25 protein-coding genes are annotated in these 25,896 nt (G+C 46.4%); 7 read left to right on the forward strand and 18 right to left on the reverse strand.

What is annotated here, in order from left to right; all coding sequences use genetic code 11:
- Nucleotides 1-368 precede the first annotated feature (368 nt).
- From thiI to B2M23_RS19745, 4 genes are all read right to left on the reverse strand, one after another.
- Entirely contained in the window at nt 369-1,526 is a 1,158-nt protein-coding gene (gene thiI / locus B2M23_RS19730; protein ID WP_038351338.1) for a tRNA uracil 4-sulfurtransferase ThiI, read from the reverse strand.
- Nucleotides 1,527-1,543: 17 nt separating this feature from the next.
- Nucleotides 1,544-2,710 (reverse strand): cysteine desulfurase family protein, encoded by a 1,167-nt coding sequence (locus B2M23_RS19735; RefSeq protein ID WP_038351337.1) that lies wholly within the window; start codon nt 2,708-2,710, stop codon nt 1,544-1,546.
- A 130-nt stretch (nt 2,711-2,840) separates the two neighbouring features.
- Complete coding sequence (dcd, locus tag B2M23_RS19740) at nt 2,841-3,383, reverse strand: dCTP deaminase (RefSeq protein WP_038351336.1); 543 nt, start codon at nt 3,381-3,383, stop codon at nt 2,841-2,843.
- A gap of 29 nt (nt 3,384-3,412) precedes the next feature.
- Complete coding sequence (locus B2M23_RS19745; protein WP_052237110.1) at nt 3,413-3,802, reverse strand: ASCH domain-containing protein; 390 nt, start codon at nt 3,800-3,802, stop codon at nt 3,413-3,415.
- Nucleotides 3,803-4,098: 296 nt separating this feature from the next.
- Here B2M23_RS19745 and B2M23_RS19750 point away from each other — a divergent pair, with 296 nt between their 5' ends.
- Nucleotides 4,099-4,692, forward strand: coding sequence for an XRE family transcriptional regulator (locus B2M23_RS19750; RefSeq protein WP_052237109.1), 594 nt, complete (start codon nt 4,099-4,101; stop codon nt 4,690-4,692).
- A gap of 131 nt (nt 4,693-4,823) precedes the next feature.
- Nucleotides 4,824-5,612, forward strand: a complete 789-nt coding sequence (locus B2M23_RS19755) for an EFR1 family ferrodoxin (protein WP_038351335.1) — start codon at nt 4,824-4,826, stop codon at nt 5,610-5,612.
- Between the two features lie 25 nt (nt 5,613-5,637).
- On the opposite strand, the gene B2M23_RS19760 is transcribed toward B2M23_RS19755, so the two are convergent.
- Entirely contained in the window at nt 5,638-6,177 is a 540-nt protein-coding gene (locus B2M23_RS19760) for a hypothetical protein (RefSeq protein ID WP_038351334.1), read from the reverse strand.
- A 251-nt stretch (nt 6,178-6,428) separates the two neighbouring features.
- Here B2M23_RS19760 and B2M23_RS19765 point away from each other — a divergent pair, with 251 nt between their 5' ends.
- Both B2M23_RS19765 and B2M23_RS19770 read left to right on the forward strand, forming a co-directional pair.
- Nucleotides 6,429-7,106 (forward strand): LiaF transmembrane domain-containing protein, encoded by a 678-nt coding sequence (locus tag B2M23_RS19765; RefSeq protein WP_013380937.1) that lies wholly within the window; start codon nt 6,429-6,431, stop codon nt 7,104-7,106.
- The gene (locus tag B2M23_RS19770; protein WP_038351333.1) at nt 7,103-7,948 is read left to right on the forward strand and encodes a DUF4097 family beta strand repeat-containing protein; all 846 of its coding nucleotides are present in this window, start codon (nt 7,103-7,105) and stop codon (nt 7,946-7,948) included. Before B2M23_RS19765 ends, B2M23_RS19770 begins: the two co-directional genes overlap by 4 nt.
- A 51-nt stretch (nt 7,949-7,999) precedes the next feature.
- On the opposite strand, the gene B2M23_RS19775 is transcribed toward B2M23_RS19770, so the two are convergent.
- From B2M23_RS19775 to B2M23_RS19810, 8 genes are all read right to left on the reverse strand, one after another.
- Entirely contained in the window at nt 8,000-9,598 is a 1,599-nt protein-coding gene (locus tag B2M23_RS19775) for an ABC-F family ATP-binding cassette domain-containing protein (RefSeq protein ID WP_038351332.1), read from the reverse strand.
- Between the two features lie 158 nt (nt 9,599-9,756).
- A complete protein-coding gene (locus B2M23_RS19780) occupies nt 9,757-10,800 on the reverse strand; it encodes an RnfABCDGE type electron transport complex subunit B (protein WP_052237108.1) in 1,044 nt (347 codons plus the stop codon).
- 13 nt (nt 10,801-10,813) lie between these two features.
- Nucleotides 10,814-11,389 (reverse strand): electron transport complex subunit RsxA, encoded by a 576-nt coding sequence (gene rsxA, locus B2M23_RS19785; protein ID WP_013380941.1) that lies wholly within the window; start codon nt 11,387-11,389, stop codon nt 10,814-10,816.
- Nucleotides 11,386-12,012, reverse strand: coding sequence for an electron transport complex subunit RsxE (rsxE, locus tag B2M23_RS19790; RefSeq protein ID WP_038351331.1), 627 nt, complete (start codon nt 12,010-12,012; stop codon nt 11,386-11,388). Before rsxE ends, rsxA begins: the two co-directional genes overlap by 4 nt.
- A complete protein-coding gene (locus B2M23_RS19795; RefSeq protein WP_052237107.1) occupies nt 12,012-12,641 on the reverse strand; it encodes an RnfABCDGE type electron transport complex subunit G in 630 nt (209 codons plus the stop codon). Before B2M23_RS19795 ends, rsxE begins: the two co-directional genes overlap by 1 nt.
- Nucleotides 12,634-13,614, reverse strand: coding sequence for an RnfABCDGE type electron transport complex subunit D (locus tag B2M23_RS19800; protein ID WP_038351330.1), 981 nt, complete (start codon nt 13,612-13,614; stop codon nt 12,634-12,636). The genes B2M23_RS19795 and B2M23_RS19800 overlap by 8 nt, the downstream gene beginning before the upstream one ends.
- Nucleotides 13,615-13,626: 12 nt before the next feature.
- Nucleotides 13,627-14,967, reverse strand: coding sequence for an electron transport complex subunit RsxC (gene rsxC / locus B2M23_RS19805; protein WP_038351329.1), 1,341 nt, complete (start codon nt 14,965-14,967; stop codon nt 13,627-13,629).
- A gap of 186 nt (nt 14,968-15,153) precedes the next feature.
- A complete protein-coding gene (locus B2M23_RS19810) occupies nt 15,154-16,596 on the reverse strand; it encodes an aminopeptidase (protein ID WP_038351328.1) in 1,443 nt (480 codons plus the stop codon).
- Nucleotides 16,597-16,728: 132 nt separating this feature from the next.
- On the opposite strand from B2M23_RS19810, the gene B2M23_RS19815 reads away from it, so the two are divergent.
- Nucleotides 16,729-17,541 carry an MBL fold metallo-hydrolase gene (locus B2M23_RS19815; protein WP_038351742.1) on the forward strand — a complete coding sequence of 271 codons (813 nt, stop codon included), beginning with the start codon at nt 16,729-16,731 and terminating at the stop codon, nt 17,539-17,541.
- 24 nt (nt 17,542-17,565) lie between these two features.
- Here the strand turns inward: B2M23_RS19815 and B2M23_RS19820 are convergent, their stop codons facing one another.
- The 3 genes from B2M23_RS19820 to B2M23_RS19830 all read right to left on the reverse strand — a co-directional run bounded on the left by B2M23_RS19820 (nt 17,566) and on the right by B2M23_RS19830 (nt 21,630).
- Nucleotides 17,566-18,459 (reverse strand): methyltransferase domain-containing protein, encoded by an 894-nt coding sequence (locus B2M23_RS19820; protein ID WP_081571317.1) that lies wholly within the window; start codon nt 18,457-18,459, stop codon nt 17,566-17,568.
- On the reverse strand, nt 18,449-19,771 hold the full coding sequence (locus B2M23_RS19825) for a methionine gamma-lyase family protein (protein WP_038351740.1): 1,323 nt from the start codon (nt 19,769-19,771) through the stop codon (nt 18,449-18,451). The genes B2M23_RS19820 and B2M23_RS19825 overlap by 11 nt, the downstream gene beginning before the upstream one ends.
- Nucleotides 19,772-19,848: 77 nt before the next feature.
- On the reverse strand, nt 19,849-21,630 hold the full coding sequence (locus tag B2M23_RS19830) for an ABC transporter ATP-binding protein (protein WP_038351327.1): 1,782 nt from the start codon (nt 21,628-21,630) through the stop codon (nt 19,849-19,851).
- A 172-nt stretch (nt 21,631-21,802) separates the two neighbouring features.
- On the opposite strand from B2M23_RS19830, the gene B2M23_RS19835 reads away from it, so the two are divergent.
- Together B2M23_RS19835 and B2M23_RS19840 are read left to right on the forward strand one after the other, a co-directional pair.
- Complete coding sequence (locus B2M23_RS19835; RefSeq protein WP_038351326.1) at nt 21,803-22,165, forward strand: demethoxyubiquinone hydroxylase family protein; 363 nt, start codon at nt 21,803-21,805, stop codon at nt 22,163-22,165.
- Nucleotides 22,166-22,177: 12 nt separating this feature from the next.
- Complete coding sequence (locus tag B2M23_RS19840) at nt 22,178-22,987, forward strand: family 1 encapsulin nanocompartment shell protein (RefSeq protein WP_038351325.1); 810 nt, start codon at nt 22,178-22,180, stop codon at nt 22,985-22,987.
- Between the two features lie 79 nt (nt 22,988-23,066).
- Here the strand turns inward: B2M23_RS19840 and B2M23_RS19845 are convergent, their stop codons facing one another.
- Together B2M23_RS19845 and trkA are read right to left on the reverse strand one after the other, a co-directional pair.
- The gene (locus tag B2M23_RS19845) at nt 23,067-24,512 is read right to left on the reverse strand and encodes a TrkH family potassium uptake protein (RefSeq protein ID WP_038351324.1); all 1,446 of its coding nucleotides are present in this window, start codon (nt 24,510-24,512) and stop codon (nt 23,067-23,069) included.
- Between the two features lie 9 nt (nt 24,513-24,521).
- Nucleotides 24,522-25,886 (reverse strand): Trk system potassium transporter TrkA, encoded by a 1,365-nt coding sequence (gene trkA / locus B2M23_RS19850; protein ID WP_038351323.1) that lies wholly within the window; start codon nt 25,884-25,886, stop codon nt 24,522-24,524.
- Nucleotides 25,887-25,896: the final 10 nt, after the last annotated feature.

The raw sequence follows: 25,896 nt of genomic DNA on the forward strand, positions 1-25,896 counted from the left end.
TTGATTACATTTTAAATCCTAGAGCATACTCTAGGTCAAGCTTTTTTATCTCTAATTTTACATTAATTTTCAACAAAATGTAAATTACATTTTATTGAAAATTATCATTCTGTTTACAACGGCTGATTCTCGATGTTTTTATATCAAGTACTTTCCGTTTTTTGTATGCAACTATACAAGAATTATTCTTTTTTATATTTAAGATTTTTTTAAGTTTCTTTTTAAATATAAAAACAGCCGCTTTTTTTAAACGGAAACAATAGAGCGAACTCTAGCTTTTGCTTATTAAATTCATATTACAAGAGCCCTCTCCACTTTAAAAGGCAGGAAAACCGATTTGGTTTTCCTGCCTTTTAAATGTTGTTTTATTAAACTCTTATAATTTCTGCGTCCTCGATTGCTTTTTCAATCATGGGGGCTACAATTTCTTCCATTGGTCTTTCTGATTTAACAACGGCTTCCAGCTTGGGTTTTGTTTCTGGATGCTTGGGCACAAAAATCGTACAGCAGTCCTCGTACGGTAAAATAGAGGTCTCAAAGGTACCAATTCTTTCCGCAATAGTTACAATTTCCTGCTTATCCATTCCAATCAGAGGCCTGAATACTGGAAGGTCTACAACCGCGTTGGTAGCTCCCAGCCCTTCCTGTGTCTGACTGGCTACCTGCCCGAGGCTTTCTCCTGTGGTCAGAGACATGGCCCCATTGCGTCTGGCAATCTCCTGGGCGATCCGCATCATATACCGGCGGATAATAATGGTTGTCTGACGTTCAGGACACACCTCAACAATTTTTGTCTGGATTTCTGTAAAAGGCACGACATACAGAGTAACCTTACCGCAGTAACCCGACACAATCTTTGCCAGATCAATGACTTTTTCTTTGGCACGGTCGCTGGTGAAAGGAAAGCTGTGGAAATAAACACCAATCAGATCCACTCCCCTTTTCGCCATCATATAACCTGCAACTGGGCTGTCAATTCCACCTGAGAGCAATAAAGCCGTCTTGCCGCTACACCCTACGGGGAGGCCGCCATTGCATTGAATAAATTTATGATAAATATAGGTCTCTTCCCGGACTTCAACCCATAAGTTCATGTCTGGAGTGTGCATATCTACCTTAATATCCGGAATGTTGCGGAGCACTACAGCCCCTAGTCGCCGTCCGAGCTCTGGTGACTGAATGGGGAAACGCTTATCTCCACGTTTGGCAGTAATACGGAAGGTTTTAAAATCCGCTGCGTTGGCCTGTTCCAGTGTGGCCTTCTCGATGACCTCAATATCACTTTCCACCACAATGGCCGGGCTGACCGATACAATCCCAAAGACCTTTGTGACTGCTTCCAGCGCACCCTCCAGATCTTCCTCGGAAAGATGCACAATAATGCGCCCCTGTATTTTCTGGACTTTTACACTCTCAAAGCGCTTCAGGGTATTGCGGATATTTTTTACCAATAAATCAATAAAGTAATTTCGGTTCAGGCCCTTCAGACTGATCTCACCATATCTTACTAAAATGACGTGTTTCATCAATTTATTCCTCACTTTTATTTTTTTCGGCGCAAAAGCTTACGCAGCTGGCCCACTGCGTTTTCAATGGCCTCTGCGGCCTTCAGCACTTCCTCTTCGGTCGTCATCATCGAAAAGCTGACACGGATGGTTCCTTCCTTATATTCCTCAGGAAGCCCAATCGCCTTTAAAACATACTGCTTTTCCTTTTTATGCGACGAACAGGCCGAGCCGGTCGAAACATAAATATGCTGCGCCTCCAGGCTGTGGAGCAGCACTTCGCCCCTGATGCCTTTAAAGGACAGACTCAAAACATAAGGGCAGCCATTTTCAGGCCCATTCACCCGCATGTCCTCAATATTTTCCTTGAGGCAGTTTATCATCTCACTCCGTATGAAACGCATTTTCTCCAGCTGGCCGGAACCGCAGGCCTGCTGTACTTCAACGGCCTTGCCAAGCCCCATGATTCCTGGAACATTCTCTGTACCGGAGCGGAGGTTATTCTCCTGGCCGCCTCCGATAATCAGCGGTTTGATCCTTACGCCTTTTCTGATATAGATCGCCCCAATTCCCTTAGGCCCGCATATTTTGTGCCCGCATAAGGTCAATGCGTCAATCTTACAGGCTTTCACATCGACGGGCAGTTTCATAAATCCCTGGACATAGTCGGTATGGAAAAGACAGCTCGGGTTGCATTTTTTAATAAGCTCCCCAATGGCCGCCAGATCCTGCGCTGTCCCGGTTTCATTGTTAACTCCCATAATACTGACAAGCACGGTGTGCTCGTTAATGTTTTTTTCCAGCTCATCCATATCGATAAAGCCATCGTGGTCTACACTGAGGTACACCACATCCATGCCGTGGTCTTCATAAAACTTAAAGACTTCCAAAACAGAAGGGTGCTCAATCTGAGTTGTTATAATCCTTATGTCCTCAACGCGCTGATTTTCAACAATGCCTTTAATGATCGTATTATTGCCTTCTGTTCCTCCAGACGTAAAATACAGCTCCTCTGGCTTACAGTGAATGGCGTGGGCAATGCGGCCGCGCACATCCTTAATTGCTCTTTCGACCACAATTCCCCGGTCATATAAAGAGGATGGATTTCCATATTCCTCTGTAAGATAGCGCATCATTTCTTTCGCAACTTCCGGATGGGGACGCGTTGTTGCGGAATTATCCAAATATATTTCGTTCACTCTCATCACCTGATCTCAATTTCAATTTCCCAAGTCTGCCCTCTATTATACCCTACCGGCAGCCGCCGCTCAAGAAATACCATAAAAAAACCGGACGAATTGTCCGATTTAAATTTCCATAACATTTTTTGCTTTGTTACTTCGCCTTCAGCTCTTTATCTAAAAAGATACGGCTTCCCACGGCATTGCGCTGGCCCTGGTATTTTCCAGCATAAGGATTAAGCGCCTCCTCGTCCATCTGGGCAAATACCAGCTGGCAGATGCGGCGTCCTGCTTCCAGTTTAATGGGCAGGCGATTGGCATTGTAAAGCTCCAGAGTAATTTCACCTTCAAAGCCAGGGTCAACCCACCCTGCGTTCTGGATAAACAGGCCCATACGCCCGATAGAGCTTCTTCCCTCCACAAAAGCCGTCAAATCGCAGGGGAGCTTGATGTACTCCATGGTCGTAGCTAGCAGAAAGGAATTGGAAGGGATAATAATCGAATCACTCTCAAACTGGACATACTGGATTTCATCCGTCATGGACATTGCCTCAAACTTATTTTCATCCAGTTTCAGAAAGTTGCGGCCAAGCCGAATATCTACCGAGGCTGGCTGCACCTGTCCCTTTTCCAGAGGATCAATAATCAGCTCACCGCTGTCTAAATATTTATAAATGCTTTTATCTGATAAAATCATTGGTACCACCTAACGTATTTTTGATTATTTTAACATGCTCCGCTCTGCTTTTCAATCTGTTTCAATAAATTATCGTCTAAATTCCAAAAGCCCTGATACCCTCTCAGCAAAATTGGCTTTTCAAAGTAAACTGGATGTTTCAGCTCCCAGGCATAGCGCCCATCAGAAAAATCGCCCCGCTTTATTTCGTCTTTTGAGAGAGAATTTCTCAAAAGCTCCACCGGGAAGCAATCGGTTATTTCGACAGTTCCAATAATTGCACCTAACGCCATCCCTTCCTCATATTCTAAATTTTTAATTTTAGCCGCGTGGATCGCAACCCTGCCGCGTATTTTGGTATGCCAGGAACGGGTTTCATACTGCTTTAGCCCCAAAACAACGTAGTTTGCCCAAGGTTGATGTATACTGATCGCCTTCAATATTTTTCTCCTCTTTTTCTATAAACTATTTCTTATTATGAACCATTCTCCGCATTTTTTCAACTGAACAGGTCAACCACTTCTTTAAAACCATTAAGAATTGTGGAACTGTTTTCATATAATTAAAAAATAAATACAATTTAATGTTTTTTACTTAAACATTTTCAATTGAATTTAAAATGTTTTGAATTTATTATTTACTTTTCTTTCATTTACTTATAAGATAATATTATCTTTGATTAACTGGAGCACTAATCAAAGCAATAAAAAAATGTTAAGAGAGAGAGATTGGAAGAATGAACAAGTACAGACAACTCAGAAAAGAACGCAACTTGTCCCAGGCAAATCTTGCCGAAAGATTGGGTGTTTCACAGACTGCTGTCAGCCAGTGGGAAACGGATAAAAATTATCCGGATATTAACACCATTAAACAGTTAGCAGATATTTATTCTGTCACAACTGATTACCTGCTTGGCGTAGACTCAAGTCGTCTGAAAAAGGATAATGAAATCGTTGTTTACACCCGTGTACCTGCAGGTGTAGAATGGGCAAATATTGAAGAACGCGCTGGTTATGAAGAATTGGGCGTTAAAATGCTTGAAAACGGCAAAACTTATGTTGGCTTCAAAGTTTCTGATGACGAAATGGCGCCTGTTTTCTTAAAAGACGACGTTCTGATCGTCGAAGTCCGCGACAACTGCGAAGATGGCGAAATTGCGCTGGTACAGGTAAGCGGCTATGACGCAGAAATCAAATATGTTTTCATGCAGCCGAACGGCGTTTTGGTACAGCCTTTAGTACCTTCTAAACGAGGCGATTTTTACGCAAACACCAGCAAAGAAAAAGCCCGTATTCTCGGCGTTGTCCGCCAGGTAAGACGAAGTCTTTAATTTAGCTATAAATCCTTCTGGTTTGATTAAACCAGAAGGATTTTTTAATGCCTGCCCTCTGCCCTCTTTCTTGACAGGAGGCGTTTTAAGGCGTATGCTTAATAATAAAACCTAAAATCAGGGAGGTATTTATGAAAGATATTGATCTCGTTTATTTCAGTCCTACAGGAAATACCCGCAAAACGCTCCAGACCATCGCCGCCGGAGCCCAAACCCAGGTAATCGAGCATGACAGAACCTATCCGCAGAGCCGCAAGGAGAAACTTCACTTCACAAAAGACAGCTTTGTGATTCTTGGATGTCCTGTCTATGCTGGACGTATCCCGTCAAAACCGGAAAATATTTTTGAAGGCATTGAAGGTGACGACACACCCGTTGTCCTGGTTGTAACCTATGGAAACCGCGAGTATGACGATGCTTTACTGGAGCTGAAAAACCTTGCCATCGAAAATGGCTTTATTCCAGTAGCAGCTGCCGCTTTTCTGGCAGTCCATTCCTACAGTGACAAACTGGCCAGCGGGCGCCCGGATGAAAACGACCTTGAAATCATGGGGAATTTTGGCCGTACCATCCGCGAAAAATATCTGCGGAAAAACGACTATAAGGGAACGCTTATCGTAAAGGGGAACTATCCTTATAAAGAGGGTATGAGCTATACACCTCTGGCGCCAGAGGTTTCAGAGGACTGTACCCAATGCGGTGAGTGTGTCTCTGCCTGTCCGGTTGCCGCTATTAATCCTGACGACCCGACTAAGACCAACCCGGATCTCTGCATCCGCTGCTGTGCCTGTGTAAGAATCTGCCCGGTCGAAGCCCGCAGATTTACAGCGCAGCCCTTCCTGGCGACTGTTCAATTCCTTGAAAGTAATTTTGCAGGCATCTATAAAAAACCTGAAATCTTCTATATCACTGAAGACTAAAAAACCGGCTTAAGCCGGTTTTTTATTAATCTTCTCTGTTTTCTTTTTCTGCAAAGCTGTCTAAAAGCTTTTCTAATATCTGAACAGCGTCATCGTCTGGGTTTTCTTCGATCAGTTTTTCGACACTCTGCCCGATATAATATTCCAGATCATCCTGGGTAACGTTGAAATCTTCATCCCTTGCAATCTCCGCGAGCTTCCCAAAAAGACGATGGCGTCTTTCTTCCAGACGTTCTTCTTTTGATTTCCCATCAAATACGACACCTTCAACAAACTCGTCCCATTTGTTCGCTATCTTTTCACCAAGACCTTCCTTTTTAGGCGCTGGATTCGCCTCTTTTTCAGCCTCTTCCTGCTGTTTATCATCAATGTGAATGATTTCTTCCAGAATGTCATCCTCCGGATTATCCGGAATGGTTGTCAACGGTGTATAGCTTTCGGTCATCAATGCCGGATCCATAAACATGTAACTGCCGGTTTCCAGAAGCTTTTCATTATATTTTTCCAGAGCCTCGCGGTTGTCCTTAATGTAAGTAATAAACTTTTTAACTTCCTGTAATGCCATGGTCTCATCTCCTTATTAAATCATATGGTCTTATCTATCTATTATAATATACCCAAAACCTTTAAATCATCAAACAAAGTTTCTCTTTTTCTTTATAAATTATCGTTTTAAACCAGGCCGCTGCTTTTATCAAGCTTTCTATTGTGATTTTTATCATGTCCATATTACATCTGTCACCACTTTTATATTTTGCTGTTAAAAGCTTTTAGAATCCGTTATAATGAAATCACTACAAAGCAAGGAGAATAAAAATGAGACATTCACTCGGTAATGCCCTTTGGGGGATTTTCTTTATAGCTCTTGGCGTCGGCTTTGGCGGACAGGTCATGGGATACTGGCATTTTTCATTATTTTTTAACGGCTGGTGGACTTTAGTCATTATTGTTCCCAGTATTATCAGCATTGTTCAAAACGGCTTTAGAACAGGCAATTGTATTGTACTTGCCATCGGCGTTTTATTACTGCTCGGCGAACAGGATTTTATCAGCGGACATTTAATCGGCGAGCTCATTTTTCCGTTAATTCTGGTGGTTATTGGCGTCAGCATTATTTTCCGTGGTAAAGGCAGCCGCCGCGCCCGTGAGGTTAAGCTTCTTACTCAGGGGGAAACGCAGGATTATACCGCTATCTTCGGCTCTCAGGAGCTGCGTTTTCCAGGAGAGTCCTTTCGAGGGGCAACACTGACCGCTGTATTTGGCGGTATTGAGCTTGATTTAAGGGACGCGCTTATCACAGAGGACATTACTATCACCACCACCAGTATCTTCGGCGGTATTGATATCAATGTGCCTCCCAATGTCCGGGTGGATGTCTCCAGCACACCGATATTTGGAGGCGTTTCTGATAAAACCCCCCGCCCCACCGATATAAACCCGCCCACCGTCTATCTTAACAGCGTCTGTATTTTTGGAGGAGTTGATATTTTATGAGAAGCACCAATAAAGTCGCAAAATACGTTGCTATCGCCCTTGGGCTGATCCTGGCGATTTTCATCATATCTGTCATTGTTAGAACCGTCCTGGGTATCTTCGGCGCTTTTGGGCACTTCGGTAAAAATGCCGCCAGCAACACCGTGACAAACAAGGAGTTTTCTCAGGAATTTAATGGTGTCACATCGCTCGACCTCGATTATTCCGCCGGATATTTAGAAATTCAAAAGGGCGATGTTTTTAAGGTCGAAGGCTATAATCTTCCGAGTAATTTTACCGCTGAGCAAAAGAATGACACCTTGAAGATTAAAGACAGCATTAAAGATCCGATAAATTTTTTAAATACCCTGTCGGATTCCCAGAAGCCGCATCTCACCGTCACCATTCCTGATGGGACTGCTTTTAAAGAAGTGGATCTGGATTTTGGTGCGTCAGACACCAGTATTGATACCCTTAAAACTGACCGCTTAAGGGTGGATATGGGCGTCGGCCGCGTTGAGATGAAAAGCATCACCGCTGATAATGCCAAATTCAACAATGGCGCAGGGGAAGTTATTCTCTCAGACATGAAGATAAATGACATGGATATGGAATGCGGCGTCGGCAAAGTCTCCTTTGAGGGCTTTCTCACAGGAAAGAATAAAATTGAAGGCGGCGTCGGCGAGACAACCCTGGCCATCAATGGCAAAGCCTCTGACTTTGACATAAAAGGCGAGCCTGGAATTGGCGAGCTTACAGTAGACGGCTCACGCTATACGGAGGATCGTTTCAGAAACAGCGGAGCTCCCAACAGCTTAGATATAAGCGGCGGTGTCGGCTCATTGCGGATAAACTTTGAATAAAATAAAAAAGACACGGAAACCTACTTGGTAATCCGTGCTTTTTTTATTTAATTAAGAATTCATCTGTTTTTTATATTCCAGGAATTCATCATAGCTTGATAACCGGTCAATAATACCGTCATCTGTCAGCTCAATGATTCGATTAGCCAGCGTCTGCATAAACTGGTGGTCATGGCTGGCAAAAAGAATGACCCCTTTAAAATCCATCAATCCGTTGTTGACCGCGGTGATGGACTCGAGATCCAGGTGGTTGGTCGGCTGGTCTACCACCAATACGTTAGAGCCAAACATCATCATTCTGGACAGCATGCAGCGTACCTTTTCCCCACCGGAGAGCACGCGCACCTCTTTATAGATATCATCCCCTGAAAAAAGCATACGTCCTAAAAAGCCTCTCAGGTAAGTCTCTGTTTCCTCAGTGGTGAACTGCTTCAGCCACTCTGCTATATTAAGGGTGCAGCCCTCAAAATAGGAGGTATTATCCTGTGGAAAATAGGAGGTCGAAACTGTTTGACCCCACTTAAAGCTGCCCTCGTCAGGTTCCATTTCCCCCAGCAGAATTTTAAACAGGGTCGTCATGGCAATCTCATTTTCAGCGACAAAACCAACCTTATCCTCTTTGTTAATTCTGAAGCTCACGTTGTTTAAAACCTTCACGCCGTCAATGGTTTTAGAAAGGTTTTCTACCTCCAAAATTTCTTTTCCTGGTTCGCGGTCCATATTAAAGCCAACATAAGGATACTTCCTGGATGAGGCCGGCATTTCTTCAACGGCCAGCTTGTCAAGCAGCTTTCTTCTGGAAGTTGCCTGCTTGGATTTTGACTTATTCGCCGAGAAACGGGCTATAAAGTTTTGCAGCTCTTTAATCTTATCTTCTTTTTTCTTATTCTGATCCTTCAGCATTCTCTGAACAAGCTGGCTGGATTCGTACCAGAAATCATAATTCCCGACATACTGTTTAATTTTTCCAAAGTCAATATCCACAATGTGGGTACACACGTTATTCAGGAAATAACGGTCATGAGACACTACAATCACGGTTCCGGGATAATCCATCAAAAATTCTTCCAGCCAGACCACTGCCTGGATGTCCAGGTTGTTGGTGGGTTCGTCAAGCAGGATAATATCCGGCTTACCAAAAAGGGCCTGGGCCAAAAGCACCTTAACCTTTTCATTCCCGGTCAAACCGCCCATCTGCGCGTCAATAATGGATGCATCCATCCCGAGCCCCTGTACCAGACGAGATGCGTCTGATTCGGCTTCCCAACCGCCCAGATCCGCAAATTCTCCCTCCAGCTCTCCGGCTCGGATTCCATCTTCGTCGGAAAAGTCTTCTTTGGCATAAATGGCGTCCTTTTCCTTCATGATGTCATAAAGATGCTGATTTCCCATAATAATGGTATCTAATACCGAATAATCATCAAAAGCGTAATGATCCTGCTTTAATACGGACATACGCAGTTCTTTAGGCATAATGACATCGCCGCTGGATGGCTCAAGATCGCCGGACAAAATTCTTAAAAAAGTGGATTTACCCGCTCCGTTGGCACCGATAATCCCGTAACAGTTTCCCGGTGTGAATTTTATATTAACATTTGAAAACAAATTGCTTCCATCAAAATTTAAACTTAAATCAGATACTGTAATCATTCTGTGATCTCTATACTCCTCTGGTTTGAAAAAATGTGGCACTTTGGCCCATGAGTTTCTATTATAGCCTAAACCCAATGCTTTTTCCAGTTCTTTCTGCTGGAAATTATCGTCAATTCAAAAAAAGAGCGCCGCAACCTGCGCGGCACTCCTCAATTCTATTTCAGATCGCTAATTTTAAACTCGACCTTATCTTTTTCATTTTCTGTCTGTTCTTCTCCAGAGTCAACTGTTTTTTCAGATTCCTCTACGCTTTCCTTCGTTTCCAGAACCTCAATTTCTTCGCTGACCTCCACAAATTCTTCTTCTGGCTCAGCATCGACCTGCATGATCGCTTCCATTTCCTCATCCAGATCTTTTTCCGGTTCCAGCTCAATGACAGTGGTTTCATCGCCAATGACAATGCGCTGTTCCAGCGTAATGGCGCCTGTCGGGCATTTTTCAAAACAAGCCTGGCACTGGGTACATTTATCATAATCAATGGCGGCCAGATTATTTTCAACCGTAATGGCTTCTACCGGACAGACCTTCACACAGGCTTTACAGGCGATACATCCAATATCACAGACCGCGCGTACCAGCTTGCCTTTATCTGTATTTCGGCAGTCCACATGTACCAGCTGGTCTGCCGGAATCAAATCAATAATGCCTTTTGGACAGGCCTCCCGGCATTTACCACAGGCTGTACATTTATCAACATCCACCTCCGGCAAACCGTTATCACCAATGGATAACGCACCAAACATACAGGCATTGACACAGGTACCGAGTCCCATGCAGCCATGCCGGCATGTCTTTACACCACCGCTCGCGATCATCGCCTGACGACAGTCCTGAATGCCATAATAATCTGCACGGTTGGGCGAATGGGTGCAGTCTCCGTTGCAGTGAATACAGGCCACCATCGGCTCGCTGCTGCCAACGCTTTCTCCCATAATCTCCCCGATGGCCATGGCTGTGGCCGCGCCGCCTACCGGACAGGCATTAACCGCCGCCTCGCCGTTTACAATGGCCGCCGCAAGAGCATCACAGCCTGGAAACCCACAGCCGCCGCAGTTTGCTCCTGGAAGAGCCTCTCTTACCAAAGGGACCCGCTCGTCCGTTTTAACCTCAAATACCTTTGAGGCGATGGCGAGACCCGCTCCAAAAATCAATCCCATGGCACCTAAGATACCAACGGGAATCAGTAATTCCATTATCATTTCCGGCACCTCCTTACAGCATTCCGGAGAATCCCAGGAATGCTATGGCCATCAGGCCCGCTGTAACAAGCGCAATCGGGAATCCCTCAAAGGGCTTTGGAATATCGGACAGCTCCAGACGTTCACGGATACCGGCGAACAGCACGATCGCCAGTGTGAAGCCAAGGGCTCCGGCAATTCCATTGAAAACTGTTTCGATAAAATTGTAGCCATACTGGATATTTAACAGCGCAACCCCTAATACCGCACAGTTGGTTGTGATCAGAGGAAGGTATACTCCCAATGCCTGATAAAGTGACGGGCTGGTTTTTTGAATGATCATTTCAACCAGCTGTACCAGGGCCGCGATAACCAGAATAAAGGCAATGGTCTGTAAGTATCCAAGACCTAACGGGTCCAGAATAGCGTACTGCACCACGTAGGTGATCGCTGAAGCCATGGCCATTACAAAGGTAACGGCTATCCCCATCCCCACTGCTGTTTCGATTTGTTTGGAAACGCCGAGGAAAGGGCAAATACCGAGGAATTTTGACAAAATAAAGTTCTGGACAAAAATGCCGCTGACTAAAATCAGGAGTATATTGGTCATGACAGGCTATCCTCCTTATTTGATTTTTTCGCTTCTAGTTTTTGTGTAATCTTATTGATGGCGGCAATGCCAACACCCAAGGTCAGGAATGCTCCTGGCGGAAGGATGAATATAAGAACCGGTTCATAGCCTGCGCCGAAAATACTCAGGCCGAAAATCGCACCTGCGCCGATAATCTCACGGATCGAACCCAGCACTGTCAGGGACAGCGTAAAGCCAAGGCCCATTCCTGCACCGTCCGCAAAGGACGCCAGGACAGGGTTAGAAAACGCAAAAGCTTCCGCACGTCCGAGAATAATACAGTTAACAACAATCAGAGGGATATAAATCCCCAGTGCAGCATCCAGAGCCGGCACATAGGCCTTCATCAGCATGCCGACAATGGTTACGAAGGATGCAATGATGACAACAAAAGCCGGGATACGGATTTTATCCGGAATGATTTTCCTTAAAGCTGAAATAACTACATTTGAACCAATCAGAACAACAGTGGTCGCAAGCCCCATACCCAGACCGTTTATCGCCGAGGTCGTAACCGCCAAAGTCGGACACATCCCCAGCAGCAGGCGGAAGGTTGGATTTTCCTTGATCAGCCCGTTTGTAAAATGTTTAAAATTACCCATTATTGTGCGCCTCCTTCCTTCGCAAGCGCTTCATAAACTTTTTCAGATGCATTGACACCTGTTGTAACGGCCTTTGAAGTAATTGTTGCACCAGTGATGGCAGTTATCTGGCTGTCAGAAGCTTCACCGGATTTGATAACCGCGATTTCTTTTTTAGCATCTTTCCCTTTAAACTGCTCCTGAAATGACGGATCGGTGGATTTCGCACCCAGACCCGGGGTTTCATTCTGACTTAAAATAGTGATGCCTGTAATCTTACCCTTTGCGTCAATGCCGGTCAGTACTTCAACCTCTCCGCCATAGCCGCTCGGAGCTGTTTTTATGGTATAGCCGGCCAGCTCGCTGCCTTTATAACCAATGTAAGCTTCCTTAATAATACTGGCTTCATTGGGCGCCGCAGCGGCCGCGACCGCCTCGATATTTTCTACCGTTTCAAATTTATCGGCATCTGGCAAAACAGCCTGTCTTGCCTCTGTGTTGGCCTGCTCATTGCGCTGGTCGATAACATCGGATGTGACATAATTCGTCATTGCGAGGCAAAGAGATGCGATCGCCGTGATCACAAAGAGAATAACGGCCAGCTTGATGACATTTTTCCAGTCGATGGACATTTTTTCTTTATTAGCCATTCACTTTCACCTCTTTATTCTTTTTTTCCTTTTTCGGCGCGCCGTAAATACGCGGACGGGTGAACCGTTCGATGAGCGGAGCCGCCACATTCATGAGAAGAATGGAATAAGATACCCCCTCAGGATAGCCGCCGAACATTCGTATAATCATGGTAATCAAGCCGCATCCAAAGGCAAAGATAATCTGCCCGACTGGCGTACTCGGGGATGAGACATAGTCAGTCGCCATGAAAAAGGCGCCCAGCATTAAACCGCCGGAGCAAAGCTGGAAGATTGGGTCCTGACCGAATACAAGGGACAAAATCGCGACGGTCGCAAGATAAACCGCCGGAATACGCCAGCTGATAACGCCGCGGACAATCAGATAAATGCCGCCGATCAGCAGCGCCAAAGCGGATATTTCTCCAATGGAGCCATAAACGCCATTGATGCCAAGAAACATATCCAGATTACTGGGCAGTGTGGTCAAATCCATGCCTTCTTTTAAAATTCCCAGCGGTGTCGCAGTCGTAAAGGTATCTGCTGCCGGGATATAGGCTGTGCCTGTCATATGCGTTGGCCATGACGCAACCAGAAAAGCCCTGGCTGCCAAAGCCGGGTTCATAAAGTTATGTCCAAGGCCGCCAAAGCACTGCTTAACCAAAGCGATGGCAAAAACAGACCCGACAATACACATCCACCACGGTGCTGTGATGGGCAGGTTAAAAGCCAGCAGCAGACCTGTAACAACAGCGCTCCAGTCACTGACCGTAATGGGTTTTTTCATCAGTTTTTGGATAACTGCTTCCGTCACAACACAGCTGGCGACACAGATCGCCACGATCAGGAAGGTTCTCATGCCAAATACATATCCGGCAACCGCGAGTGCCGGTAAAAGCGCAACGATAACACTCTGCATAATACTGGAGGTGTTATGCTTTGCGCGAATATGTGGTGATGAGGATACAGTCAGTGTTAAATCTAATTTACTCAATTGATGCTCCTCCTATTTCTTTTCTTTCTGTTTTAATGCCGTTATCTGACGTTTTGCCACACGGATGGATGAAACCAGTGTCCGCTTGGCAGGACAGATAAATGAGCAGCTGCCGCATTCGATGCAGTCGAGGGCATGGTATTCCTCGCACTTTTCCCAGCGTTCCTTTTCTGAGTAGGCGGCCAGGTAAAGGGGCTGCAGATGAATCGGGCATGCCTCCGCGCATTTTCCACAGCGGATACAGTTGGAAGGCTCGGGAATATAGGCCGCACCCTTTGTCAGGCACAGAATCCCCGATGTTCCCTTCATCACTGGGACATCCGTGCTGAACAGGGTTACGCCCATCATTGGGCCGCCGGATATGACTTTGTATGGTTTTTTGGCAAAGCCGCCGCACTGGTCAATAACCTCCTGATACGGCGTTCCCACCTTAACCTCCATTGTCCGGGCATTTTTCACCGCATTTCCCGTACAGGTCAGCAGTCGTTTGTGCAGAGGTAAACCGGTTTCAAACGTGATGGCAATCTGGCAGGCTGTGCCCACATTCATCACTACCACCCCCGCGTCGGCCGGTAAGCCGCCGGATGGTACCTCACGGTCCGTAACCGCCTTAATCAGCTGTTTTTCAGCCCCCTGCGGATACTTTGTTTCTAAAACCACTACCTCAATATTATCCTTTTCAGTGATGGCTTTTCTGAGCTTTTCGATGGCGTTTGGCTTGTTGCTTTCCACGCCGATATAGCCCTTATCAACCCCGACTGCCCGCATGGCGATTCTTAATCCCTGGACGATACGCTTTGGCCGGGCCAGCATCAGATGATGATCCGCGGTCAGGTAGGGTTCACATTCCGCGCCGTTAAGAATCACACTGTCCACCGTTTTGTCCGGCGGAATGCTCAGCTTAACATGCGTTGGGAAGGTAGCGCCCCCCATACCGACAATTCCAGCATCGCGGATAATGTCGATAATCTGCTTAGGCTCATACTTTCTGAAGTTGCCGTAAGGCTTGATCGAAGGGGCAACCGTGTTTTTACCGTCGGACTCAATGACCACAGACATGATCATCTCTCCGTTGGGATGCGCCCGCTCCTCTACCGCGATAACCGTACCGGATACGCTTGAGTGCACAGGTGCTGAAACAAAACCGTTTGCTTCTCCAACTTTCTGGCCGAGGTAAACCATATCTCCCTTTTTCACAACCGGTGTACAAGGCGCACCGATATGAAGGGACATTGGAATCGTTACAACCTTAGGTTCGGCTGCAACTTTAACCGAGACGGATGCCGTTCTCTTTTTCCTGTAAGGCGGATGGATTCCGCCCCGGAACGTTTTTTGTTTTTCCTTTAATTCCAATTCACACACCTCTTGCTTCTTTTTTTAACTTTACGTTACATGTAATCTATTTTAACATCTTTACCATACTAAAGACAAGAAGAAATTTTATCAGTAGTGTAATAAAGATTTCTTGTTTTAAGGAAATAATAAAAGCCAAAATTTCCACTTACCAGCGGAAACTTTGACTTTCAAGATTTACGCGTCTCAGCAATGGTCGAAGAATGCTTTATAACCCTTATAAGTCATATAGACATCCGCTTTTGAACAAAGCTCAAAGGGAGAGTGCATGCTTAACAGCGCCGGGCCGCAGTCTACCACGTCCATGCCGTATTCTGCCAGCATATAGGCGATGGTACCGCCGCCGCCAAGATCGACACGGCCAAGCTCGCCCATCTGCCAGGTGACGTCAGCCGCGTTAAAGCATTCACGCAGCTTTCCTAAAAACTCAGCGTGCGCATCGTTGGAGCCAGACTTCCCTCTGGAGCCTCCATATTTGGAGATAACCAGTCCCTTGCCCGCAAAAGGCGCGTTGTACAGATCATGCGTTCCGGAAAAGTTCGGGTCATAGGCTGCTGTAACGTCCGCAGATAAAAATTCCGAGTTTTTAAGGCAGCGTCTTAAGGTCAGCTCAGGCTTATGGTCCTCGGTCAGATCGATAAGCTCTGCCATTTCATTTTCAAAGAATTTCGACTGCATCCCCGTACTGCCATAGCTGCCGATCTCTTCCTTGTCGGCCAGAATCGTGCACAGGGTACGTTTAGGCGGTTTCTTTTCATCCTGGCTTAAAATTGCCATGGTCGCTGTAAAGGCGCACACACGGTCATCCTGTCCATAACTTCCCACAAAGCTGCGGTCAAAGCCCACATCTCTCGCGGCGCCGGCAGGTACAACCTCCAGCTCTGCGCTGGCAAAGTCTTCTTCAATAATGCCATAGGTTTCATTGAGCTGCCTGAGGATATTCAGTTTTACCGCATCCCCTATATCCTTGTCCTCATACGGAATACTGCCGATGATGAGGTTCAGGCCTTCACCCTTGATCCCATCAGCCATCTTTTTCTGATTCTGCTCCTGTGAAAGATGAGGCAGTAAATCCGTGATACAGAAAACAGGCTCTTCATCCTTTTCTCCCAAAGAAATATTGATGATCTCACCATCTTTTTTGACGACGGTGCCGTGAAGCGCCAGCGGCATGGTCACCCACTGATATTTTTTAATTCCGCCATAATAATGGGTTTTAAAATAAGCCATATCGGATTCTTCATACAGAGGCGCCGGTTTTAAATCAAGCCTTGGCGCATCAATGTGCGCGCCAATAATAGACATACCATTTTCCAGAGACTCCTCGCCCACAACAAACAGCAGAACAGTTTTCTTTCTGAAAATAACATAAATTTTGTCGCCGGGTACTACCTTGCCCTTAGCCTGGTAATACTCCAGAGGTTTAAAACCCTTTTCTTCTGCCAGAAGCACGGTATAGGCCGCGCACAAGCGCTCAGTTTTTGAAACGGTCAGATACTCTTTATAGCTTTCACAAAAATCATCGACCATTGTTTTTTCACCGTTTTCCAGCGCGTGCCACGCAAGCTCAAACTTTTTAGTCAGAGATTTCTGGAGTTCTTTTGCTTTACTTTCTTTATCTTTGCTCATAAATGAACCTCCTTATTACAAGTTTTGTCTAACCCTATTTTACCTTTTGTTGAGAGTAAGGTAAAGTCCCAATTGATGAAAAAAAGCTTCTATGATAAACTGGTTAAGGAAAATTTAAAAGGAAGTGACGCTATGAAAACAGAAAAACTGATTGTCCTCGGCACTGGAAATGCCATGGTGACCGAGTATTATAATACCTGCTTTGCGATTAAAAACGGAAAAGAATATTTTATGGTGGACGCCGGAGGCGGAAACGGTATTCTCAGGCAGTTGAAAAAAGCATCGGTCAACCCCGCGCATATTCACCATCTTTTTATCACTCACGGACATACCGACCATGTACTCGGCGTGGTTTGGCTCATACGGCAAATCGCCTCGATGATGCTGGAGCAAAAATATAAGGGCACTTTCAAAATTTACTGTCACGATGAGCTGATTAAAACCGTGGTGACCATCTGCGACCTGACCCTTCAGAAAAAGCTCACAGCCCTCTTTGGCAGCCGTATCCTTCTGATCCCGGTTCAGGACGGACAGACTGAAAAAATCCTTGATTATTATGTCACCTTTTTTGATATCCACTCCACCAAGCTTAAGCAGTTCGGCTTTACCACTATGCTGAAAACCGGGCAAAAGCTGACCTGCCTTGGCGACGAACCTTTCAATCCTCTCTGCAAAAAATACGTTCTGGATACAGACTGGCTGCTCAGCGAAGCCTTCTGTCTTTACAGCGAACGGGATATTTTTGACCCCTATGAGAAGCACCACAGCACGGTCCGGGAGGCCTGTGAACTGGCCGAGGAGATGAAAATTGCCAATCTGGTTCTCTGGCATACCGAGGAAAAAAACCTGCTAAACCGAAAGAAACGCTATAAGGCCGAGGGAAAGAAATATTTTAAAGGAAAAATTTATGTTCCAGAGGACCTGGACATGATTAAATTAAAATAAAAAAAGCGGCGAACGCCGCTTTTCTTACTTTTTGCCTTCTACACAAATCCAGTATTTTCCATCCTTTAAATGGATCTTTGTTTCTTTATAGCCTACCTTTTCAAAAAGTGCCTTAAACTCATCGACTGTCAGGTTGCGCAGTTCAAATTTCTTGGCCATTTCAATGTGGTGTTCATCCAGATCGTCATTTAAGTACATTTCTGCAATCAGCATAAAGGTGCCGCCCTCTTTAAGGACACGGAACACCTCACGCATATCTTCCTCAAGGTCTGGCCAGAAGTAGTAGCTCTCTACTGTAATGATGGCGTCAAACAGATTATCTTCAAAGGGCATTTTAGAGACAGAGCCCTGGTGGATTTCCATTTTTCCGCTTTCAATATCTGCCTTATTCAGTTCCTTTGAGGCCTCAACCGATACTTCTGAATAGTCAATACCGTAGAGCTTACCGCCGTCAATACGTCCTGAGAGACGTTTCAGTGCAGCACCGCCGCCGCAGCCAACGTCCAGCACCTTATCGGTGGGCTTTAAGTCCAGTTTATCGAGCGCCCAGGCGGTCATTTCAGCATGGCTTTCATTCATGCGCTCAATCATCATTTTGCCCGCTTCGCCTTGGGGCTTTCTTGGGTTGCCCGCTTCGGTAACGGACATTCTCTCTTTACGTTTAGCGTCCTCATATTCAACCGCCAGTTTTTCATTCATCTCTGCGATATGGGTCTTATCTTCCTCGGTATAGCTTTCTTCATAATCCGGGCTCATGATTTCAATGCTGTCCAGCTGGCTTTTCAAATTTGCCCGAACCGCTTCCAGATATTCGGCGCGCAGGCTCTGTTGTTCTTCCAGTTCTTCTGTGGTCAGGCCTTCGGCCTTTTTCTTTCTGGCTAAAAAATTAATGCGTTCTATTTTATCTTTATTGATCATATCCGACCTCCTGTAAATTTTTAATAATTCCTGCTTCCATCAAGCGCTGCAGGGTAAGCAGCAGACCGAGCTTTCCATGATAATGGGTGAGCCCGCCCTGAAAATAAGCGATGTATGGTTCGCGCATGGGGGCGTCAGCGCTGAGCTCAATGGACGAGCCCTGAATAAAAGCGCCGGCTGCCATGATAATCGGGCAGTTATAGCCTGGCATATCCCAGGGTTCTGGCGTCACAAAGGAGTCCACCGGCGCTGCCTCCTGGACCGCGCGGCAGAATACCTTAACAGCCTCAGGCTCACAAAGCTTGATGCTCTGGATAATATCGCTGCGGTAATCTTCTACCCCCGGGCAGACCCCAAAGCCAAGCTTATCATAGACCGCTGCCATCAGCACAGCGGTTTTTATGGCCTGCGCGACTACTGTCGGGGCCAGAAAAAGCCCCTGGAGCAGGGTGCGGTTAATGTCCAGCGTAGCGCCTGTTTCCTTGGCGACACCCGGCGCCGCCAGGCGGCAGGCCGCCATATAGACATATTTTTCTTTTCCCGCAACGTAGCCGCCAGTCGGGGCCAGGCCGCCGCCCGGGTTTTTGATGAGCGATCCGGCCATGAGATCTGCGCCCACGGCCACAGGCTCTTTATAATCGAGAAATTCGCCGTAGCAGTTATCCACAAACACCACCACATCCGGCTTAATGGCCTTTATCTTCGCGATAATTTCCTCCATATCCGAAATCTTAAGGGCCTTGCGCCAGCTGTATCCGGTTGAACGCTGCATATAAATCATTTTTGTGTTTTCATGGATACTGGACAGAACTTTTTCCTCGTCGATTTTTCCATCCTCTGTCAGCTCAATCTGCTTGTAGTTTACCCCAAAATCCTTAAGGGTACCATTTCCAGCGTCCGCATCCTCAATACCGATAACAGTGCGCAGGGTATCATAGGGGCTTCCCGTAATGGATAAAAGCTCATCCCCAGGCCGCAGAACACCGTAAAGGCAAAGCGAAATGGCGTGGGTGCCCGATGAAATATGGGGTCTCACCAGCGCGTCCTCCGCTCCAAAGATATCGGCGTAAATAGTCTCCACCACCTCACGGCCTACATCGTCATAGCCATAGCCCGTTGCCGGATGGAAGTGGCGGTCGCTCAGGTTTGCGCGCTGCATTGCCTTGATCACCTTATACTGATGGTACTCTGCCTTTTCATCAAGCTCCGTAAGGCGCGGCTTTATCTCTGCCTCCACCTTATCCACAAAACAGATAACATCCTCTGAAATATTAAATTCTTCTTTTAAATAAGCGTTTTTCGTGTTCTCCATATTTTCCTTCATTCTTGTACTCTGAACCAAACTCTCAGTTCAGTCTAACATATTTTTAGTTTTTTGTGTAGTCCCTTTTAAAATTCTTCATTAAGATCGCTGTCTTCTGTATAAAGCTGATAAAGGTCGTGATAAATACCGCCCCTTGACATCAGCTCCCTGTGGGTTCCCTGCTCTACAATGCCATCCTCTGTGAGCACCAGAATAATATCGGCGTTGCGAATGGTGGTCAGGCGGTGGGCGATGGTAAAGGTGGTACGGCCGACGGTCAGTTTCTCAAGGGATTGCTGCACAATCCGCTCACTTTCATTATCCAGTGCTGAGGTGGCCTCATCAAGAATCAGGATCGGCGGATTTTTTAAAAAGACCCGTGCGATGCTGATACGCTGTTTTTGACCGCCGGAAAGTTTAACACCACGCTCACCAACATAGGTATCGTAGCCCTCTGGCAGGCCCATGATAAAATCGTGGGCGCCCGCCTGTTTTGCCGCCGTCTCAACCGCGTCTTTGTCCGCCCCGGGCAGACCGTACGCAATATTCTCAAAGACCGAGCCGGCAAAGAGGTAGACCTCCTGCTGTACCATGCCGATTTCAGAACGCAGCGAATGCAGGGTTAAATCCTTAATATCCTGCCCGTCAATGAGAATCCGGCCAGAGGTCACATCGTAAAAACGGGGGATCAGGTTACAAAGCGTACTCTTGCCGCTGCCAGAGGGGCCGATCAGGGCAATGTTTTTTCCCGGCTCCACATGCAGGTCAATGTTGGACAGCACCTCGGTATGATCATCGGAATACATAAAACCGACATGGTCAAATCGGATATCGCCTTTAACATTTTTCAACTTTTTGGCGCCCGGCGTGTCCACAATTTCCAAAGGCTCGTCCATAATTTCGATAAAACGCTCGATACCTGTCATGCCCCGCTGAAACTGCTCGGTAAACTCAACGACCCGGCGGATCGAGGTGAGCAGTGTCGTGACGTAGAGCAGGTAAGCCATCAAGTCACCCGGCGTGATCTTTCCGTCAATCATAAACAATGAGCCGGCAACAACGACCACAATATACATAACACCGTCAAACAGACGGGTCATGGTCTGAAACCCGGCCATATAACGGTACATCATTTTTTTAATGTTCAGAAATCCTGCGTTGCCCTCATTAAACTTTTCTTCTTCAATGGCTTCGTTGGCAAAGGATTTAACGACCCGTACCCCCAGCAGGCTGTCCTCTACCTGCGCGTTGATATCGCCAGTGACCACACGGCCCATTTTAAAAGCCCGGCGCATCCGTTTATTAAACCAGATGGAGCACAGCAGCATAATGGGAATGACCGCAAAGATAATCAGGGTGAGCGTGACATTCACATTGGCTAAAATGATGAATGATACGGTGATTTTCAGGGCAGCGATAAAAAATTCTTCGGGACAGTGGTGGGCAAACTCTGTCACGTCGAACAAATCGCTGGTAATCCTGGCCATAATCTGGCCCACTTTTGTATTGCTGTAATAGGAAAAGGAGAGCTTTTGAAGATGCTCAAACAAATCCCGCCGCATATCCGTCTCGATCCTCGCGCCCATCACATGGCCAATGTTTGCCATGAAATAGTTGGCAGCCGCGTCAATCAGCCTCAAAATCAGATAAAAAAGCCCCACGTAAAGAATGAGCTTCACGGACAGGCTGGCCATGTCATTCATACCCTTGTCGGTAATAAAGCGCACAATCAGCGGCAATACCAGCTCACAGATCGTCGTCAGCGCTGCGCAGAAAAGGTCCAGCGCCAGTACCCATCGGTACTTCTTAAAATAGGGCGCAAACCTCTTGATCAGGTATCCTGTGCTTATTTGTTTTGTCTCTTCCATAGATTCTCCCTTCACTCCAGCATTAAAAAATTCCAAAGGCTGTCAGAGCCGTTGGAATTTTCAAATTAACAACAACCTGATTATAACACAAAAAACTTTTTTGATAAATGGTTATTCTTAAATAAGAGAGGGTATATATCATTGCAGATAAATTGAAAGGAGTGAACAGATTATGCCAGCATTTGGAGATCCGTTTGCAGGAAACGTAGAAAGAAAAATGACCAAGAAGGAATTGGCACAGGCCATCCGTCTTGATCTCGCAGGAGAACTGGAAGCCATTTATTTATATGACGCCCATGTACAGGCAACCGACAATGTCGTTGCCAAGAAAGTACTGGCCGATATTCGCGACGAAGAAAAAGCCCACATTGGAGAATTAACCACTCTGATGCGTTACTTAGACCCTGAAGAAGCAAAGCTTTTTGAAGATGGTGCCGAAGAAGTACATGAAATGATGGAAGATTTAGGCATCGCAACTGGAAGCAGCGACGCTCAGTCCCCTGAAGGTGCTACCATCGGCAGTCTCATTGAGTAGGAGGCGTTTTACATGGATTATTTAGCAAGAACGACTGCTCCCTTCGGCGATGACCTTTGGGAACAGATTGACAGCACCGTAGTGGAAGCCGCCAAGAAATGTATTGTCGGCCGCCGCTTTTTGCCTCTTTACGGCCCTTTAGGCGCCGGAATCCAGGGCGTTAATGTTGATGCCCAGACAAAAGAAGAAGAATTTGAAGATGACTTTGTGCGCACTACCGGCAGAAAATTTATTGAACTGCCGCAGCTCTACGCCGATTTTATGATTTTATGGCGCGATCTGGAAGCCAGCCAGAGAATGGGTACTCCCATTGATCTGTCCGCTGTCGCCAGAGCCGCACAGGCTTTAGCTAAAGCTGAAGATAAAATGATCTTTTTTGGCAATAAAGCCTTAGGTCTCGAAGGTCTTTTAAACGCCCAGGGCGTTACCACAATGAAGCGTGAAGACTGGGGCACCGGCGAAAATGCCTTTTCAAACATTGCTGCCGCTGCTGCCCTTTTAGACGAAAAAGGCATCATCGGCCGTTATTCTCTGGCTATGGGTCCAGACCTGTACTACCAGCTGCAGCGTATCCAGCCAGGTACCGGAATGATGGAAATTGACCGTATTCGCGAGCTGTTAGGTGGACGTGTATTCAAGAGCAACACACTGGCAGGCAAAGCCCTTCTGGTCTGCTCCGAAGCACAGTACATGGATCTGGCCGTTGGCCAGGATATGGCAGCTTCCTATCTTGAGCTGGTTGACTTGAATCATCATTTCAGAATTCTCGAAACCGTTGCCCTCCGTGTTAAAAACGGAGAAGCCATTGTCGTTTTCGAATAACTTAAATTTAGCATACTACTTTCCCTTAAAGATTAAAAAAAGCATGGACTCCCCCAAGTCCATGCTTTTTATTTGTTTTTTAGTTTTTCCATGTGTGCGGCGCAAACAGCATTAAAATCGGAAAAATTTCCAGGCGTCCGGCCAGCATGTTAAAACAGAGCACCAGCTTGGATACCACTGAAAAATTCGAAAAATTCTCAATGGGCCCAATGGCGTTAAAGCCTGGGCCGACATTATTAATACAGGTCGCTACCGCTGAAAAGTTCGTCAGAAAGTCATACTGGTCAAGGGAAAGCACCAGCAGCGAAGCTGCAAAGATCAGAATATAAACCGCCAGATAGGTGTAAACACTGGCAACCACCTGTGCTCCCAGGGGCTTGTCCTCAAATTTGACCGTTGTGACCTGGCGGGGACGGATCATTTTTTTAAGCTCATTGGCCGCTGTTTTAGCAATAATCAACCAGCGCGAAACCTTGATCCCACCGCCTGTAGAACCGGCGCAGGCGCCGATAAACATCAGAAAGAGCAGAATATATTTTGAAAAGCTCGGCCATAAGTCAAAATTGGTCGTGGCGAAGCCCGTCGTTGTGATAATAGAGGCAACCTGAAAGGATGAATACCTCAGCGTCTCCAAAACACGGTTTCCATACTGCGGCAGAAGGTCAATGGTAATCAGCGCAATGGCCACTGCCACAATGCCAATAAACCAGCGAAGCTCCTCGCTTTTAAAGAATTCTTTTCCCTTTTTAATAAACACCAGATGGTAAAGATTAAAATTTACAGCGAACATGAGCATAAAAATTGTCAGGACCACATCAATATAAGCGCTGTTATAATAGGCAATGCTGTCATTCTTTAAAGAATATCCGCCTGTACCGGCTGTCCCCATAGCGTTGATGATGCTGTCGAACAGCGGCATGCCCCCGACAACCAGCAAAAGGATCAGCAGGATTGTCATTCCCAGATAAATGCCATACAGAATTCTTACCGTCGGACGCACCTTGGAAACCAGCTTTTCCACAGAGGTACCAGGCATTTCCGCCCGCATGAGATAGATGGAATTCCCTTCTGTTTTCGGCATAATGGTCAGGACAAAAACCAATATCCCCATACCGCCGATCCAGTGGGTAAAGCTGCGCCAGAACAGCATGCTGTTGGGCAGGGCCTCTATGTTCGTCAAAATGGTGGAGCCTGTGGTGGTAAAACCCGAAACTGATTCAAAAAAGCTGTCTACCAGCGAAGGGATCTGGCCGCTTAAAAAGAACGGCAGCCCACCGAAAAAGGACATGACAAGCCATGAAAGCGCCACTACCACAAACCCCTCACGGGCATAGAAATTCCGGTATTCCGGCATTTTGTTGCTGAGTATAAAGCCCAGGGATATCAGTATAAACATGGGAATAACAAACCAGACAATGGTGTCGGTCTCTCCATAGACAAGCGCCACAATAATCGCCAGCAGCATCAGCGCCGCCTCACTCTTCATCATATTCCCAATGACGTAAAAAACCATTCGATAATTCATATTGCCGTCCTATTCCCTGCTGTCCAGTATGTCCTTCAGATGCTTCAGGCTCTGGGTTGTGGTAACCACAACCACATTATCCCCCGTTTCCATGACGGCATCGCCGTTCGGGAAAATAATGCGTCCCTTTCGGATAATACAGGCAATCAGGTTGTTTTTACGGATATTGAGCTCGCGCAAAGGGCGTCCCACAAAGCCCGAATCCCGTGTTACCGGGAATTCGATGGCCTCGGCCTGTCCGTCGACAATTTTATACAAGGTGCGGATACTGTTATCCTCAGTGGTCTCCATGGCCCTTACATAGCGGACAATGTGGTTGGCCGTCAGCATTTTAGGTGAGATAACACTCTCGATCCCCACGTCCTGCATGATCTTGAGCAGCGGAATCCGGTTAACCTTGGTAATAATCTTTTCGACCTTCTGGGTGCCTGCGTACATCGAAAGGATGATATTTTCCTCGTCGTTATCGGTCAGCGCCACACAGGCGTCCACGTTGCGGATTCCCTCCTCGGTTAAAACCGCCTGATCCGTTCCATCGCCATAAACCACGGTCGCTTTTGGCAAAAGCTCACTCAGCTCCCGGCTCCTCTGTTTATTCAGCTCGACAATCTTGACATTAACCTTCAGACTTATCAGCTGTCTGGCCAGATAATAAGCGATTTTCCCCCCGCCGATGATCATAACCTTACGGATTTTATGGCTGATAATGCCCGTTTCCTTAAAAAAGAGGTCCAGCTCCTTGGAAGTGGCCGAAATAAAAATCTTATCCCCGCACTGCATGACAAAATCACCGTCCGGTATGATCACTTCGCCTTTGCGCTCAACCGCGCAGATCAGGATATTAGCCTTAAAAAAACTCGAAAGCCCAGCAATGGCCTTTCCGTTCAACTTTGAGTTTGGCTGAATCCTCACCGCGACCAAATCAACTCGGCCCTTTGAAAAAGAATCGACCTCCAGGGCCTGCGGCAGCCTTAAAACACGAAAAATTTCATTGGCCGCCTCAAATTCCGGATTAATGGACATGCTGAGGCCCAGCTCATCCCGCATGTAAACCAGCAGCTTTGTGTACTGAGGATTACGGACCCTCGCGATGGTGTGCTTCGCGCCCATTTTTTTTGCCAGCATGCAGCTTAAAATATTCATCTCATCGCCAGAGGTTACGGCTATAAAAAGATCGGCCGTTGCCACCCCCGCCTGCTGCAATACATCGTAGGAACCGCCGTTTCCGCAGATCCCCATCACATCATAGGCATTGACAACATTCTCAATGACCCGTTCATCGTTGTCGACGATAATAATATCGTGTCCTTCTCTTGCTAGCTGAACCGTCAGTGTGGTGCCGACTTTACCATTTCCCACAACGACAATTTTCATTCCATTCCTC

This window comes from Eubacterium limosum (assembly GCF_000807675.2).
GTDB classification, from domain to species: domain Bacteria; phylum Bacillota; class Clostridia; order Eubacteriales; family Eubacteriaceae; genus Eubacterium; species Eubacterium limosum.